General features: G+C 63.2%; 12 protein-coding genes. 5 read left to right on the forward strand and 7 right to left on the reverse strand.

Translation table 11 applies throughout. The annotated features are described in order from the left end of the window. Positions 1–83 precede the first annotated feature (83 nt). From ACFVSJ_RS08255 to ACFVSJ_RS08280, 6 genes are all read right to left on the reverse strand, one after another. On the reverse strand, positions 84–158 hold the full coding sequence (locus tag ACFVSJ_RS08255; RefSeq protein WP_369299106.1) for a 50S ribosomal protein bL37: 75 nt from the start codon (positions 156–158) through the stop codon (positions 84–86). A 90-nt stretch (positions 159–248) separates the two neighbouring features. Further along, positions 249–866 (reverse strand): PadR family transcriptional regulator, encoded by a 618-nt coding sequence (locus ACFVSJ_RS08260; protein WP_387435804.1) that lies wholly within the window; start codon positions 864–866, stop codon positions 249–251. Then, complete coding sequence (locus ACFVSJ_RS08265; RefSeq protein ID WP_387435805.1) at positions 866–1,714, reverse strand: DUF4097 family beta strand repeat-containing protein; 849 nt, start codon at positions 1,712–1,714, stop codon at positions 866–868. The genes ACFVSJ_RS08260 and ACFVSJ_RS08265 overlap by 1 nt, the downstream gene beginning before the upstream one ends. An 81-nt stretch (positions 1,715–1,795) precedes the next feature. Next, positions 1,796–3,064: a serine hydrolase domain-containing protein gene (locus tag ACFVSJ_RS08270; RefSeq protein ID WP_387435807.1), complete on the reverse strand. Its 1,269-nt coding sequence runs from the start codon at positions 3,062–3,064 to the stop codon at positions 1,796–1,798. A 2-nt stretch (positions 3,065–3,066) separates the two neighbouring features. Further along, on the reverse strand, positions 3,067–3,666 hold the full coding sequence (locus tag ACFVSJ_RS08275) for a GDSL-type esterase/lipase family protein (RefSeq protein WP_387436154.1): 600 nt from the start codon (positions 3,664–3,666) through the stop codon (positions 3,067–3,069). Between the two features lie 138 nt (positions 3,667–3,804). After that, complete coding sequence (locus ACFVSJ_RS08280) at positions 3,805–7,602, reverse strand: multifunctional oxoglutarate decarboxylase/oxoglutarate dehydrogenase thiamine pyrophosphate-binding subunit/dihydrolipoyllysine-residue succinyltransferase subunit (RefSeq protein WP_387435808.1); 3,798 nt, start codon at positions 7,600–7,602, stop codon at positions 3,805–3,807. 480 nt (positions 7,603–8,082) lie between these two features. Between ACFVSJ_RS08280 and ACFVSJ_RS08285 the strand changes: the two genes are divergently transcribed. From ACFVSJ_RS08285 to ACFVSJ_RS08305, 5 genes are all read left to right on the forward strand, one after another. Beyond that, positions 8,083–9,435 (forward strand): hemolysin family protein, encoded by a 1,353-nt coding sequence (locus ACFVSJ_RS08285; protein WP_387435810.1) that lies wholly within the window; start codon positions 8,083–8,085, stop codon positions 9,433–9,435. Further along, positions 9,432–10,505, forward strand: coding sequence for a hemolysin family protein (locus ACFVSJ_RS08290; protein ID WP_387435811.1), 1,074 nt, complete (start codon positions 9,432–9,434; stop codon positions 10,503–10,505). The genes ACFVSJ_RS08285 and ACFVSJ_RS08290 overlap by 4 nt, the downstream gene beginning before the upstream one ends. Before the next feature lie 104 nt (positions 10,506–10,609). After that, positions 10,610–11,605 carry a metal ABC transporter solute-binding protein, Zn/Mn family gene (locus tag ACFVSJ_RS08295; RefSeq protein ID WP_387435813.1) on the forward strand — a complete coding sequence of 332 codons (996 nt, stop codon included), beginning with the start codon at positions 10,610–10,612 and terminating at the stop codon, positions 11,603–11,605. Between the two features lie 143 nt (positions 11,606–11,748). Continuing rightward, positions 11,749–12,564: a metal ABC transporter ATP-binding protein gene (locus ACFVSJ_RS08300; RefSeq protein ID WP_387436156.1), complete on the forward strand. Its 816-nt coding sequence runs from the start codon at positions 11,749–11,751 to the stop codon at positions 12,562–12,564. After that, positions 12,564–13,454, forward strand: coding sequence for a metal ABC transporter permease (locus ACFVSJ_RS08305; protein WP_387435814.1), 891 nt, complete (start codon positions 12,564–12,566; stop codon positions 13,452–13,454). Before ACFVSJ_RS08300 ends, ACFVSJ_RS08305 begins: the two co-directional genes overlap by 1 nt. On the opposite strand, the gene ACFVSJ_RS08310 is transcribed toward ACFVSJ_RS08305, so the two are convergent. Further along, positions 13,451–13,918, reverse strand: coding sequence for a Fur family transcriptional regulator (locus ACFVSJ_RS08310; RefSeq protein ID WP_387435816.1), 468 nt, complete (start codon positions 13,916–13,918; stop codon positions 13,451–13,453). The genes ACFVSJ_RS08305 and ACFVSJ_RS08310 overlap by 4 nt on opposite strands. Positions 13,919–13,922: the final 4 nt, after the last annotated feature.

Below are 13,922 nucleotides of genomic sequence, written 5' to 3' on the forward strand. Positions count from 1 at the left end.
GTTGTAGCTTTGAATACCAAAGGCCCCGGAAACCTGCTGGTTTCCAGGGCCTTTGCGGTTAAGCCTTGACGCTAAGCCTGTGCTTAGGTGTTGGGGCGCTTGCCGTGGTTCGCGCCGCCGCGCTTACGGTCACGACGCTTACGTGCACGCTTGCTCATAGCTGGCCTCCTTCAATGATTGATACTCAATAAAGCTGCCCTCCAGTCTCGCACATCCGGGCATGGGCTCGCGAACCGGAGCGTTGTGGATCAGCTTCGCAACGAGTTCCGGATCGAGATGCGGGCCTGGTCCAGAACGGTACGCACTGTTTCCAGCGTCACGGGGGAGAGCGGATGCGCGGCACCGTGTTTCCTGAGCTCCACACGGATATCGTCCCGGAAGGATTGCACCATGAGTTCGGCTTCCTTGAGGATGCGCTGGCCCTCGGGCGAGTATCCGGATGTCAGGCCTGGTGTGGCGGTGGCAGTCCTGGCGCTGGTACGCGCAGCTTCCGCCGTCGCGGCAAGGTCGGCCCTGAGGCCCTGCATGTTGCTGCGGATATCTGCCCGCAGATCGTCGGCGAGGCGCCTGACCGAGGCGGAGATGTTGTCCTCCACGCCTGCCAGTTCTTCGCGCCTGCGGTCGAGTTCGGCGCGGCCGGCTTCGGTGATCAGGTACTTGGTGCGCCGTCCTTCGGTTTCGGTGGCCACCAGGCCTTCCTCCTCGAGCTTGGCCAGCCGCGGGTAGATGGTCCCGGCACTTGGCGAGTATGTGCCGCCGAAGCGGTCGCCCAGGGCCTTGATGAGTTCGTACCCATGCTTTGGTTCGGCTTCAAGCAGTGCAAGCAGGTACAGGCGGAGTGCCCCGTGGGCGAAGACCGGAGGCATCACAGCCCCGCTTCGCCGGGGAACTGGTGATCGGCCTCCGTCGCGGGCGCGGTGGCGTGCATGATGAAGGTCTTGCCGGAAACCGTGTTGGTCCGCAAGAGCATGAGTTTCTCGTCCGGGCCCACGATCGTATGGACGTTGCTGCCTGGCTGGGCATAGAGCTGATCGTCGATGACTACCGATCCGCTGGCTGATTTGGCCACGACATCCAGGCCAACGTCATGCGGCAGGCGGATGGTGAGGTCGCCGGAGACCGAATTGGCGCCGAAGTCGCTTGTGTAGTCCTGCAGGTCGAAGCTGAGGTCGCCGCTGACGGTCGTCGCCCGCACGTTTGAAAACTTGCCTGAAGCGGTGACTTCACCCGAGACGCTCTTGGCGGTCAGGACGCCGTCGTGGTTACGGGCGATGACCTCACCGCTGACCGTGTTGACATGCAGTTCTCCGCTGGTGCCGTCGGCCATGACCGAACCTGAAACGGTGTTCAGCCGCACCCGGCCGCTGATGCCGGAGGCCAAGCCGTCGCCGCTCACCGTTCCGGCCTCGACATCGACTCCGGGCGGAAGGGCGATCCCGACAATCACCGAGTTGGTGCTGGTGTTGTTGACCGTCCCCATGAGGTTGCGAAACCATCCCTGCGGACCCTGCAGCTGATGCCGTACCTCGAGGCGGCCGTTGACCAACGTGACCGTCAGTGGGTCGCCGCTGATTTCGCTGACCTCAATGCGAACGAAGGACTCGTCATGGGTCACTACGTCGAAGCGGCCCTTCACGATTCCCAGTTTGAGTGAACGGACATCGTCCACGTCGATGGTTTGCGGGCCCGTCACGGTCCATAGTTCGTCAGACATGATCCCTCCAAAGATGCGATATATCGCGTTGATAGAAACACGATATATCGCGTATGGCTGGATGGCAACAGTCTGCGGTTGTCAGGCGGCTGGTTTGTAGACCTTTCCAATCAGGGACCGGGCGATGGTGGTGGCTGGATCGCGGCCATCCGCGGCCGGGGCAAGGTTGGTCCCCACGACCAGGGTCACCTGGTTGGCGGGATCGCTGCCCATGAAGGTATTGAAACCCGGAAGCTCGCCCGTGTGGCCGTAGAGATTGCCAAACTTGCCGATGCCCCAGCCGTAGAGGGCGCCCCCGGGAGTGTTGGGATCGGTGGCCTGAACGGAGTCGAGCCGCTGCTGCTGGATCTTGGCGTCAAGCAACTTTCCGTTGACCAGGCCCTCGCCAAGGGTCACCAGGTCATTCGCCGTGGAGACTCCCGAACCCGCGGCCCAGGCCCAGGACGGGTTGTTGTTGGTGACGTCATGAGGCTCCAGCGTCCCGGCAGTGGCTTGCTGCTGCATGTCGTCCGGCAGCGCTGGCTTGGTCATGGTCAAGACGTTGTCGCCATAGAAGTAGCCATTGGGGTGCGGCTCCGGAACGGTGTTGGCCGCGCCTTCAGGGAAAACCGTTCCCTTGAGCCCAAGGGGGTCGAAAATCCGCTCCTTGAACACCTCGCCCAACTGCTTGCCGTCGATCTTTTCGGCGATGAGGCCCAGCAGGACGGTGTTCGTATTCGAGTAGTGGAAGCCTTCGCCGGGCGCAAAATATGGTGGATGCGCGTACGCCAACGCCAGGAGTTGGTCCGGCGTCCACACTTTCTGCGGTTCCTTGTCCATGGCCGTATTCAGTTCCAGGGTCTCGGTGTAATTGAAGAGCCCGCTGCGCATGGTCATCAGCTGCTCAAGGGTGATCTTGTCACCGCCCGGGACATCAGGCCTGTATTTCGAGACAGGATCGTTGAGCGCCAGTTTGCCTTCCTGGACCAACTGGAGGATCACGGTGGTTGTCCAGGTCTTCGTCACGGAACCAACCCTGACGTGGTCGTCCACCGTCACGGGGCGGTCGCTGCCCCGGACGCCTGTTCCGTAGGATGCCGTCAGTGTCCCCTCCGGAGTGCGCAAGACCACCACCGCGCCAGGCACGAGCAGTTCCTTGGCGTTGCGCTCGAAGTCGGCCCGGAGGGCCGCAGCGTCGAAGGGCCGCAACGCCGCTGAGGCTGTTGCCGCAGGCGTGACGCTGACGGCCGCCGACGACGAAGTCGTGGACGGTGCCGGCGGACCCGAACTGCAGGAAACTGTGGCGGCCAAGGCGCCAACGATGGCCGCTGTGAATACTGCTCTGACAGAATCCTGCATGTTCGGCGTCATGGCTACTCCGGTTGAGCGATGTTAAGCCATTGGAACCAGCCACGATGAAGTACCAGCCACGCAATCAACCCGTAGCCGGCCTGTCCCGGTGTGCCCCCATTGGCTGCGAGGTCTGTCCTCCACTGCTCATGGTTTAGCAACGGCGAGAAAGTGTCAACGTAATGGTGGTTCCGCCGGGTCGTGACATCGGCAAAGGCAGTATTGAGCTCGGCAAGCCGCTTGTTGCGGGAAGGATCCAGGGTGGGAGGCGGTCCCACGACGAAAACTTCGACACCGCTGTGCGATGCCCCATCGAGGATGTTCGCAAGGTTCAGCCTGCTTCGGGCGGTTGACAGTCCGAACTCCAGGTCGCGGCCGGACAGGCCTATGACCAAGCGGTTCTCGTGTGTCTCGCTGAAACGCCTGCCTGCTTCATCCTGCCAGCGCGCGGCCAGGCCCTCGGTGCCTTCCATGGGGCAGGGGAGCGAAAAGCATTCGGCCGTAACGGCCTCCTGCGGCGTGCGGGCCAGCACCCGGCCCAACCAGCCCAGCGCCCGGGGATCGCCCAGCCCGGCCAGCAGTTCATCTCCTACAGCCGCGATACGCAGCTTCCTGTCTTCCACGGTTACCTCTTCACACTCGTTACGGTCCATGCACGGCTTTGTGGGTCAGCGCCGGTTAGCGAACCGGGTATCTGTCCCATTAAACAGAAAATGCCCGGCCCGTGGCGCATGACAGCGCCCCGGGCCGGGCAAATTTCCTTACTTGTGGTCGAAGGCCTGCTTGATCAGGGTGTCCTGCTCAGCGGCGTGGCGCTTCATGGATCCTGCCGCCGTGGAAGCCGAAGCCGGGCGCGACACGAGCCGCACCTTGCGGTCCAGCTGCGGCGCAAGGTTGAGGCCCATGAACGGCCATGGGCCCTGGTTGGCGGGCTCGTCCTGCGCCCAAACGATGTCAGCGTTCGGGTACTTGGCAAGCTCTGCGTCGATCTCGGCCTTGGGCAGCGGGTACAGCTGCTCAACGCGGACGATCGCCGTGGACGTGTCGCCGGACTTCTGGCGGTTGGACAAGAGGTCGTAGTACAGACGGCCGGAGACCAGGATGACACGCTCAACATTGGCAGGCTGCACTTCGTGCTCGCCGATCACCGGCTTGAAGCCGCCCGTGGTGAAATCCTCGACGGCGGAAGCGGCACCCTTGAGGCGGAGCAGCTGCTTCGGAGTGAAGATGATCAACGGCTTGCGCGGGCGGCTGTAGGCCTGGCGGCGCAGCAGGTGGAAGTGCGAGGCCGCAGTCGTCGGGTTCGCGACGATCATGTTGTCCTCTGCGCACAGCTGCAGGAAGCGCTCGATGCGGGCAGACGAGTGGTCCGGACCTTGGCCTTCGTAGCCATGCGGCAGCATCAGGACCAGCGAGGAGCGCTGGCCCCACTTCTGCTCAGCCGAGGAGATGAACTCGTCGATGATGGTCTGTGCACCGTTGACGAAGTCGCCGAACTGGGCTTCCCAGAGCACCAAGGCATCCGGACGCTCCACGGAGTACCCGTACTCGAAGCCCATGGCCGCGTATTCGGACAGCAGGGAGTCGTAGATCCAGAGCTTGGCCTGGTTGTCCGAGAGGTTGCCCAGCGGGAGCCACTCGTTGCCATTGGCGCGGTCGTGGAAGACCGCGTGGCGCTGGACGAACGTACCGCGGCGCGAGTCCTGGCCGGCGAGGCGGACGGGCACTCCCTCCATGATGAGCGAGCCAAAGGCGGCGATTTCGCCGAAGCCCCAGTCGATGCCGCCTTCGCGGGACATCTGCTCGCGCTTCTCCAGGAGTTGCTTGAGCTTGGAGTGGACCGTGAAGCCGTCCGGGATTTCCAGGTGCGCCTTGCCGATGCGGGCCAGCGTGTCGGTGGAAATCGCAGTGGAAGCCGGCGAGTTGGTACCGAAGTCGGCCTGCTGGGCGATGGGGCGTTCGATGTCCGATACCGCCGCGGAATCTGCGGTGATGATCGGGATCGGGGAGGTCTGTGCGGCATGCGTCTCGGCGAACACGCGTTCCAGGCGCTCCTGGTAGTCGCGGAGCAGCTGCTCTGCTTCTTCCTCGGTGATGTCGCCACGGCCGATGAGCGATTCGGTGTACAGCTTGCGGACGGAGCGCTTGGCTTCGATCAGGTTGTACATCAGCGGCTGCGTCATCGAGGGGTCGTCGCCCTCGTTGTGGCCACGGCGGCGGTAGCACACCATGTCGATCACGACGTCCTTGTGGAAGCGCTGGCGGAACTGGTAGGCCAGCTGCGCCACGCGGACTACGGCCTCGGGATCGTCGCCGTTCACGTGGAACACCGGTGCCTGGATCATCTTGGCGACGTCCGTGGAGTACGTGGACGAGCGCGAAGAGGACGGAGCCGTCGTGAAGCCAACCTGGTTGTTGACGATGACGTGGATGGTGCCGCCAGTGCGGTATCCACGCAGCTGGGAGAGGTTCAGGGTCTCGGCCACCACGCCCTGGCCGGCGAAGGCTGCGTCGCCGTGAACCATGATGGGCAGCACGGGGAACGATTCGCCCTGGTCCAGGCGGTCCTGCTTGGCGCGCACGATGCCCTCAAGGACCGAGTCGACGGCTTCCAGGTGGGACGGGTTGGCGGCGAGGTAGACCTTGGTCTGCTTGCCGTTGTCCGAGGTGAACGTGCCTTCGGTACCCAGGTGGTACTTGACGTCGCCCGAGCCCTGCACGGAGCGCGGGTCCTGGGTGCCTTCGAATTCACGGAACACCTGGGCATACGTCTTGCCCGCGATGTTGGTCAGGACGTTGAGGCGGCCACGGTGTGCCATGCCAATGGCGACTTCGTCGAGTCCGTCGTCGGCTGCGTCCGAGATCACGGCGTCGAGCAGCGGAATCAGCGACTCGCCACCCTCAAGGGAGAAGCGCTTCTGGCCAACGAACTTGGTCTGCAGGAAGGTCTCGAAAGCTTCGGCGGCATTGAGCTTGGACACGATGCGCAGCTGCTCTTCGCGGCTGGGCTTGGAGTAGGGGTGTTCCAGCTCGTCCTGGAACCACTTGCGCTCCGCAGGTTCCTGGATGTGCATGTACTCGATGCCCGTGGTGCGGCAGTATGCGTCGCGGAGGACGCCGAGGATGTCGCGGAACTTCAGCTGCGGCTTGCCGCCGAAACCGCCCGTGGGCCACTCGCGGTCGAGGTCCCACAGTGTCAGTCCGTAGGTCAGGACATCGAGGTCGGGGTGCTTGCGCTGCACATACTCCAAGGGGTCGGTGTCTGCCATCAAGTGGCCGCGCACGCGGTAGGAGTGGATGAGCTGCTGGATGCGGGCAACCTTGTTGATCTCGTCCGCCGGGTCCACCTGGAGGTCGGGGCTCCAGCGCACGGGCTCGTAAGGAATACGCAGGGCTTCGAAGATCTCGTCGTAGAAGTTCTGCGCGCCCAGGAGCAACTGGTGTACGAGCTTCAGGAACTCGCCGCTGCCGGCACCCTGGATGACGCGGTGGTCGTAAGTGGACGTCAGCGTCAGGATCTTGCTGATGGCGTTCTGGGCGATGATCTTTTCGCTCGCGCCCTGGAACTCAGCCGGGTAGTCGAGGGCGCCGACGCCGATGATGGCGGCCTGCCCCTTGGACAGACGCGGCACCGAGTGGACAGTGCCGATGCCACCCGGGTTGGTCAGTGACACCGTGGTGCCGGCGTGGTCGTCGGCCGTCAGCTTGCCGTTGCGGGCGCGCTTGATGAGGTCCTCGTAGGTGTGCCAGAACTCCGCGAAGTCCATGGTCTCGGCCTTCTTGATGTTGGGAACCATCAGGAGGCGTGTGCCATCGGGCTTGGGCATGTCGATCGCGATGCCGAAGTTGACGTGGGCGGGCTGGACGGCACTGGGCTTGCCGTCGATCTCGTCGTAGTAGACGTTCATGGACGGGAACTGGGAGAGCGCCCGGACTACGGCGTAACCGATGAGGTGCGTAAAGGAGACCTTGCCGCCGCGGGCGCGGGCCAGGTTGGAGTTGATGACCACACGGTTGTCGATCAGCAACTTGGCAGGAACGGCGCGCACGCTGGTAGCGGTAGGCACCTCGAGGCTGGTGACCATGTTGGTGGCAATGGCCTTGGCCGGACCGCGAAGGACGGAAACGACGTCTTCCTCGGGTGCAGTAGGCGCCTTGGTGCTCTTGGGAAGCTGGGCCGGGATAGGCTGTGCCGCATTGCCGCCGGAGGGCTTCTTTGCCCCGTCGCGGGCAACCGTGGCAGGTTCTTTCTTTGCCGGTGCAGGAGCAGCGGCCGGGGTGGCGGCGGGCGCAGCCGGGGGAGCGGCCGGCGCCGGTGCCGGAGCCGCTGCAGCCGGGGCTACAACCGGAAGTACTTGGGTGGGGGGATTGGCAGCCGACGGGGCTGCGGAGGTTCCGTTGGAAGAAGTGCCGTCACCGGTGTCAAAGGATTCGAAGAGCGGCCACCACTTGGCGTCGACCGAATTCTTGTCCTGCTGATACCGCTCGTACAGTTCGTCAACGAGCCACTCGTTTCCGCCAAATTCCTCTGGTAGACGGTGGCTGGGCTGCTCTGGCACTTGAAATACGCCTCTTCCATGAGTGTTGATTTCCCGCTGGCCACGTTGCTTTTCCGCAACAATGTGCCAGGGTCCGGGTCCCGCGAACTCAGACCCCTGCCAGTCTAGTTACGATCGTTGGTTAACTGCCAATAGTGGTGACCTAAATCATGTTGCGGTCTCCGATGGGCGTTTTCAGGCCGTCATCAACGTCGAACGTGCGTAGGGCGCGGCCGACGCGGCCTGTAAACTGAAATTCTTATGGACAGTAAATCCAGGTGCCGGCCTGGGTACTGCTGGGGGAGCCTGAAGGGCAACTCTCCACAGCGTGCCCCGCACGCCGGCAACACCCGTTCACATGCCCATCATGCACCGGCCATCCACGCCGGTGGTCCGCCAGGCGATAGGCCTGCCGGACCCGATCAGCCTCCGCCGGCCCTTCGCCGCCGACGCCGGGCCGACTCCCTGTTCCACGCGCCGGCCCTTGGGGGGATGCGCTAAGTGGAATGGCTCCTCCTCCTAGCCGGCTTTGCACTGATCCTGGGCACCGGTTTCTTCGTTGCCGTTGAATTTTCGTTGGTCGCATTGGACCAGGCGAGCGTCCAACGCGCGGTGGACAACGGCGACCTGGCGGCTGCACCGTTGCTCAGGTGCCTCAAATCCCTGTCCACACAACTTTCCAGCTGCCAACTGGGTATCACCCTGACCACGCTCCTGACGGGTTTTGTGATGGAACCCTCCGTTGGCCAGCTTCTGTCCGGACCGCTGGGCCTGCTGGGATTGGCTCCCGAGGTTGCCCGCTCCGTGGCCTTGGTAGTGGCCATGATGCTGGCAACACTGCTGTCCATGCTTTTGGGCGAGCTTGTGCCAAAGAACATGGCCATCGCCCTTGCCTTTCCGCTGGGCAAGCGACTTGCCCGCCCCCAATTGGTTTTTACTGCCGTCTTCAAGCCGGCGATCGTGCTCCTCAACGGGTTCTCCAACAAGGTCCTGAACCTCTTTGGCCTTGAAGCCAAGGAAGAGATCTCCGGAGCCCGCACGCCGGCGGAGCTGGCGTCCCTGGTGCGGCGTTCGGCCGAATTGGGAACGTTGGACGCCGGAACGGCCAACTTCGTGGCCCGGACGTTGAACTTTTCAGGCCGGACGGCGGCCGATGTGATGACCCCGCGCATCCGGATGGAAACCATCGATGCCGACCAGCCGGTTGCCGATATCCTCGATGCCGCCCGCCGTACCGGATACTCGCGGTTTCCCGTGATCGGCGATTCCGCGGATGACATTCGGGGCGTGGTCCATGTGAAGAAGGCGGTTGCCGTACCGTCCGACCGCCGTCGCAAGCTGCAGGCTGGCGCGATCATGACCGACGTCCTTCGAGTGCCCGAGACCATCCACCTGGATTCCCTCCTGGCGGAACTGCGGGAGGGCAACCTGCAACTGGCCGTCGTCCTGGATGAATACGGCGGGACTGCCGGTATTGCCACGCTCGAAGACCTCGTGGAAGAGATCGTGGGCGAGGTGTCCGATGAGCACGACAAGGTCCGTCCGGGACTGCTCCAGAGCGCTTCCGGGGATTGGTATTTTCCGGGCCTCCTGAGGCCGGACGAGGTTTCGGAACAAATTCCCGGGCTGAAGGTCCCGGACGAGGCGGCCTACGAAACTGTGGGCGGCTATGTCATGAGCAAGCTGGGCCGGATCGCCAAAGTAGGTGATGTTGTGGACGCCGTAGGGGGGACGCTCACAGTTACCAGGATGGATGGACGCAGGATCGACCGGATCTGCTTCCACCACATCGAGGAACTTGAAGAGACTTCCGATGACGGCCAAGGCAACACGCACGAGGCGGGAACCCGATGAGCGACTGGGCAGGCCTGGTGTGGCTGGTGGTACTCCTGCTGGGGAATGCGTTTTTTGTTGGCGCCGAGTTCGCCGTGATGTCCGCACGGCGCAGCCAGATAGAACCCTTGGCGGAGGCCGGTTCGAAGCGCGCGCAAACCACCCTTGTTGCCATGGAAAATGTGTCCCTGATGCTCGCCTGCGCGCAGTTGGGCATCACCGTGTGTTCGCTCCTGATCCTTCAGGTGGCAGAACCGGCAATCCACCATTTGCTGGCGGAACCACTTGAGCTGGTGGGTGTCCCGGTGGAGTTGGCCGACGTGATCGCCTTTGCCATCGCCCTCTTGTTCGTGACGTTCCTCCACGTGACGTTTGGTGAGATGGTTCCCAAAAACATCTCGGTATCCGTGGCCGACAAGGCGGCGTTGTTGTTGGCACCGCCGCTGGTGTTCATTGCCCGTGTGGTCAAGCCGATCATCTGGACGCTGAACTGGCTGGCCAACCACATTCTGCGGCTCATGAGGATCGAGCCCAAGGATGAGGTTTCGTCGTCCTTCACGTTGGAGGAAGTTCAGTCGATCGTGCAGGAGTCCACGAGGCATGGCCTGGTGGATGACGAGGCCGGGTTGCTGACAGGTGCTTTGGAGTTCTCCGAGCACACGGCCTCGCACATCATGGTTCCGCTCGACAAACTGGTGGTGCTCAAGACAGCATCCACTCCTGTTGAGTTGGAGAAAGCTGTCAGCCGTACCGGCTTCTCGCGGTTTCCGATGGTGGACGACGACGGCGAACTCGCCGGATACCTGCACGTCAAGGACATCCTGTCCATCCCCGAAGAGGGACGCCGGCACCCGATCGCGGAGGGGCGGATCCGTTCATTGGCGAACCTCTCACCGGAGGACGAGATTGAGCGGGCCATGTCAGTAATGCAGCGGACGGGCTCGCATCTGGCCCGCGTAGTGGGACCCGGTGGGAATACCCAGGGCGTGCTCTTCCTTGAAGATGTCATTGAGCAGCTTGTGGGCGAGATCAGGGATGCTACGCAGGCCACCGGGATCCGCCGCCTGGGCGGCGGAACACAGCAGTCCTAGCGCGCGGCGCACTGGGCGCTGTTCCAGGGAAGTGGCGTCGACCGTAGCCCTAAATAGGAATGATTCCCATTTAGGGCTACACTGAACCCATCCACTTGTTGTGTTTGATTCTCATTTTGAGTAGATCCGAGGTTTTCGTGCGTCGTAACGCCGCCCGCCTGTCCATGGTCGCTGTGGCCGCAGCTGCCGCCCTGTCCGTTTCTTCCTGCGCCGGCAACGCGGGGGCGGGTTCGCCGTCGTCGTCCGGAACGATCCAAGTGGTGACGTCCACCAATGTCTACGGCGACATCGTCAAGGCGATCGGCGGGGACAAGGTCAACGTCAGTGCCATCATCACCAAGACCAGCCAGGATCCGCACTCCTACGAGGCAAATGCCCAGGACAAGCTGGTGATCTCCAAGGCCAAGCTCGTGGTGGAGAACGGCGGCGGATACGACGGGTTCCTGCACAAGCTCGCCGATGACACCAACGTGGGCCACGACAACATGATCAGCGCGGTGGAGGTATCCGGCCTGGCCCCGGAGGAGGCCGGCCACAGCGAGGACGCACATTCTGACGAGGCCCACAGCCACAGCCATGGGGAGTTCAACGAACACGTCTGGTACAGCCTGGACTCCATGGGCAAGTTGGCCGACGCCGTGGCAGCAAAGCTTGGAACGCTGGACAGCGGATCTGCGGCCACGTTCAAAGGCAACGCAGAGACCTTCAAAGGCAAATTGGCCGAACTGACCAAGAAGCTGGCCGCGCTCAAGTCAAGCAACCAGGATGCCCCGGTGGCCATCACCGAACCGGTTCCCCTGTATCTCCTCGAGGCCGCGGGACTTTCAAACAAGACGCCGGAAGCCTACAGTGCCGCCGTCGAGGAAGGCACGGATGTCCCCGCTTCCGTGCTGAAGGAAACCACCGACCTCATTTCAGGCGTCAGGCTGCTCGCTTACAACGAGCAAACCGAGGGGCCGCAGACCGAGGCCGTCAAGAAGGCAGCGGAGAGTGCCGGCGTGCCGGTGGTGAACTTCACTGAGACCCTGCCCGACGGCAAGGACTATGTGCAGTGGATGGCCGGCAATGTCGACGCCATCTCGGCTGCGTTGAACAAGTAGTACCGCCTTGCCGCAGTGGGCCCCGCAAGCGTCCTAAGATATTCAGGATGGCTGCGGGGCCTGCGCTTGCCACCACCGACGCGCGCAGCCCTGCGTGCACCAACAACCGCGGCGTCCGGCCGCGCACGGATCGAGGACAACTTTTGACACCGGTAGTGAGCCTCCGCGGAGCGAGCCTGCAGTTCGGCAAGAGGACACTCTGGAAGGACCTTGACCTCGACATCAGTCCCGGGGAATTCTTCGCAGTCCTTGGCCCAAACGGGAGCGGCAAGACCAGTTTCCTGAAGGTCCTCCTGGGGCTCCAGGAACTCCAGTCCGGAACGGTGACCCTCGGAGGCAATCCGGTGGAACGCGGAAGCCGGAGCATCGGGTACATCCCCCAACAGAAATCGTTCGCACCTGATACCCCGCTCCGGGCCAGGGACCTTGTAGGGCTGGGGATCGACGGGCACCGTTGGGGCCTCAGGCTCGCCCCGCGGGCAGTCAACAAGCGGGTGGATGAACTGCTTGAAGTAGTCGGAGCCTCGGACTATGCCAAGGTTCCCGTGGGGCAACTCTCCGGCGGCGAACAGCAAAGGCTCCGCGTGGCCCAGGCTCTGGCCACCGAGCCGCAGGTCCTGCTCTGCGACGAGCCCCTGCTTTCGCTGGACCTCCACCACCAGCAAGCCGTCAGTTCGCTCATCAACGAGCAATGCCATTCCCGCAACAGCGCCGTGGTGTTCGTGACCCACGAGATCAATCCGGTCATCGATTACGTGGACCGCGTGCTCTACCTCGCCGGTGGCCGCTTCATGGTGGGAACCCCGCAGGAGGTCATGACCACCGAAGTCCTTTCGGATCTGTACAACAGCCACGTGGAAGTCATCCACACCAACGGAAGGATCGTCGTCGTCGGCCTTCCCGACGCAACCACGCACTTCCATGACGATGCCCACGCAGTTACCGGAGAGGAGTTCTGATGGACTGGGGGAGCGTCCTGCAGACAATCTTCAATTTCGAGAACTACAGCGAGCTGTTGGTCCTGGTGCAGAACTCCATCTGGGCCGGCGCGGTCCTGGGGCTGCTGGGCGGTCTGGTGGGCACGTTCGTCATGAAGCGGGATCTAGCCTTTGCCGTCCACGGCATCTCCGAGTTGTCCTTCGCCGGTGCGGCCTTCGCGCTGTTGATAGGCGCCGACATCATCTTCGGTTCGCTGATCGGCTCCGTCGCGGCAGCCGTCCTTCTGGGATTCATGGGAGTGAGGGCACGGGACAAGAACTCGATCATCGGCGTCATCATGCCCTTTGGCCTTGGCTTGGGCATTCTGTTCCTGGCGCTTTACGAGGGACGTGCGGCCAACAAGTTCGGCCTCCTGACCGGCCAGATCGTTTCCGTCGACACTGTCCAACTCCAGGTCCTTGCCGGAACTGCCGTAGTGGTAATGCTTGCCTTGGCAGCGATCTGGCGTCCGCTCAGCTTTGCCAGCGTGGACCCCGACATGGCCGAGGCCCGGGGAGTCCCGGTCCGTGGGCTGGCGATTGGCTTCATGGTGCTGCTCGGGGTGAGCGTGGCTTTGTCCATCCAGATTGTGGGGGCGCTGTTGGTCCTGGCGCTGCTGATTACCCCCGCCGCGGCAGCCTTGAGGGTGACCACTTCGCCCCGGCTGGTGGTGTTGCTGAGTGTCGCGTTCGCCATCACGGCAACCGTGGGCGGAATATTGCTCGCGCTCGGCAGCCGGATCCCCATCAGCCCCTACGTCACCACGTTGTCATTCCTTATCTACGTGGTGTGCCGCGTGATCGGCCGCGTCCGCGCCAACCGCGGGCTCAACGGGCGGGTCACCAGGGACCAGCCTGCGCGGGCCCTCTAGAGTTTTCCAGCCGCCTTCTTGGCGGTGCATTCCGGGCAGAGCCCGAAGATCTCCACGGTGTGGGCCACTTCGGTGAAGCCATGCTCGGCTGCCGTGCGTGCGGCCCAGGTTTCGACGGCGGGCGCTTCGACTTCCACGGCCTTGCCGCAGTTGCGGCACAGCAGGTGGTGATGGTGTCCGGTGACGGCGCAGCGCCGGTAGACGGCCTCGCCGTCACCATTGCGCAGGACGTCGATCAGGCCGTCATCGGCCAAAGACTGGAGAATGCGGTACGCAGTTGCCAGGGATACGGAGATGCCCTTGTTCTGCAGGAGACGGTACAGCTCCTGGGTGCTCACGAAGTCATCCAATTCGTCCAGCGCCGCGCTGACCGCCAGGCGTTGCTTGGTGACGCGCTGTTCCTTCACGCCGCTTGGTGCGGTTGCGGATGTGCCACTCGTGGCGGACTGGGTGCCGTGTGGCATTGTG

Origin of the sequence: Paenarthrobacter sp. NPDC058040 (genome assembly GCF_042885775.1) — a bacterium.
Lineage (GTDB): Bacteria > Actinomycetota > Actinomycetes > Actinomycetales > Micrococcaceae > Arthrobacter.

Excerpts from the sequence above, each read along its gene's own strand:
- ACFVSJ_RS08290 (WP_387435811.1), top strand. The coding sequence starts at position 9,432 with ATGAGCGACTGGGCAGGCCTGGTGTGGCTGGTGGTACTCCTGCTGGGG.
- ACFVSJ_RS08260 (WP_387435804.1), bottom strand. The coding sequence starts at position 866 with ATGCCTCCGGTCTTCGCCCACGGGGCACTCCGCCTGTACCTGCTTGCA.
- ACFVSJ_RS08265 (WP_387435805.1), bottom strand. The coding sequence starts at position 1,714 with ATGTCTGACGAACTATGGACCGTGACGGGCCCGCAAACCATCGACGTG.
- ACFVSJ_RS08310 (WP_387435816.1), bottom strand. The coding sequence starts at position 13,918 with ATGCCACACGGCACCCAGTCCGCCACGAGTGGCACATCCGCAACCGCA.
- ACFVSJ_RS08270 (WP_387435807.1), bottom strand. The coding sequence starts at position 3,064 with ATGACGCCGAACATGCAGGATTCTGTCAGAGCAGTATTCACAGCGGCC.
- ACFVSJ_RS08305 (WP_387435814.1), top strand. The coding sequence starts at position 12,564 with ATGGACTGGGGGAGCGTCCTGCAGACAATCTTCAATTTCGAGAACTAC.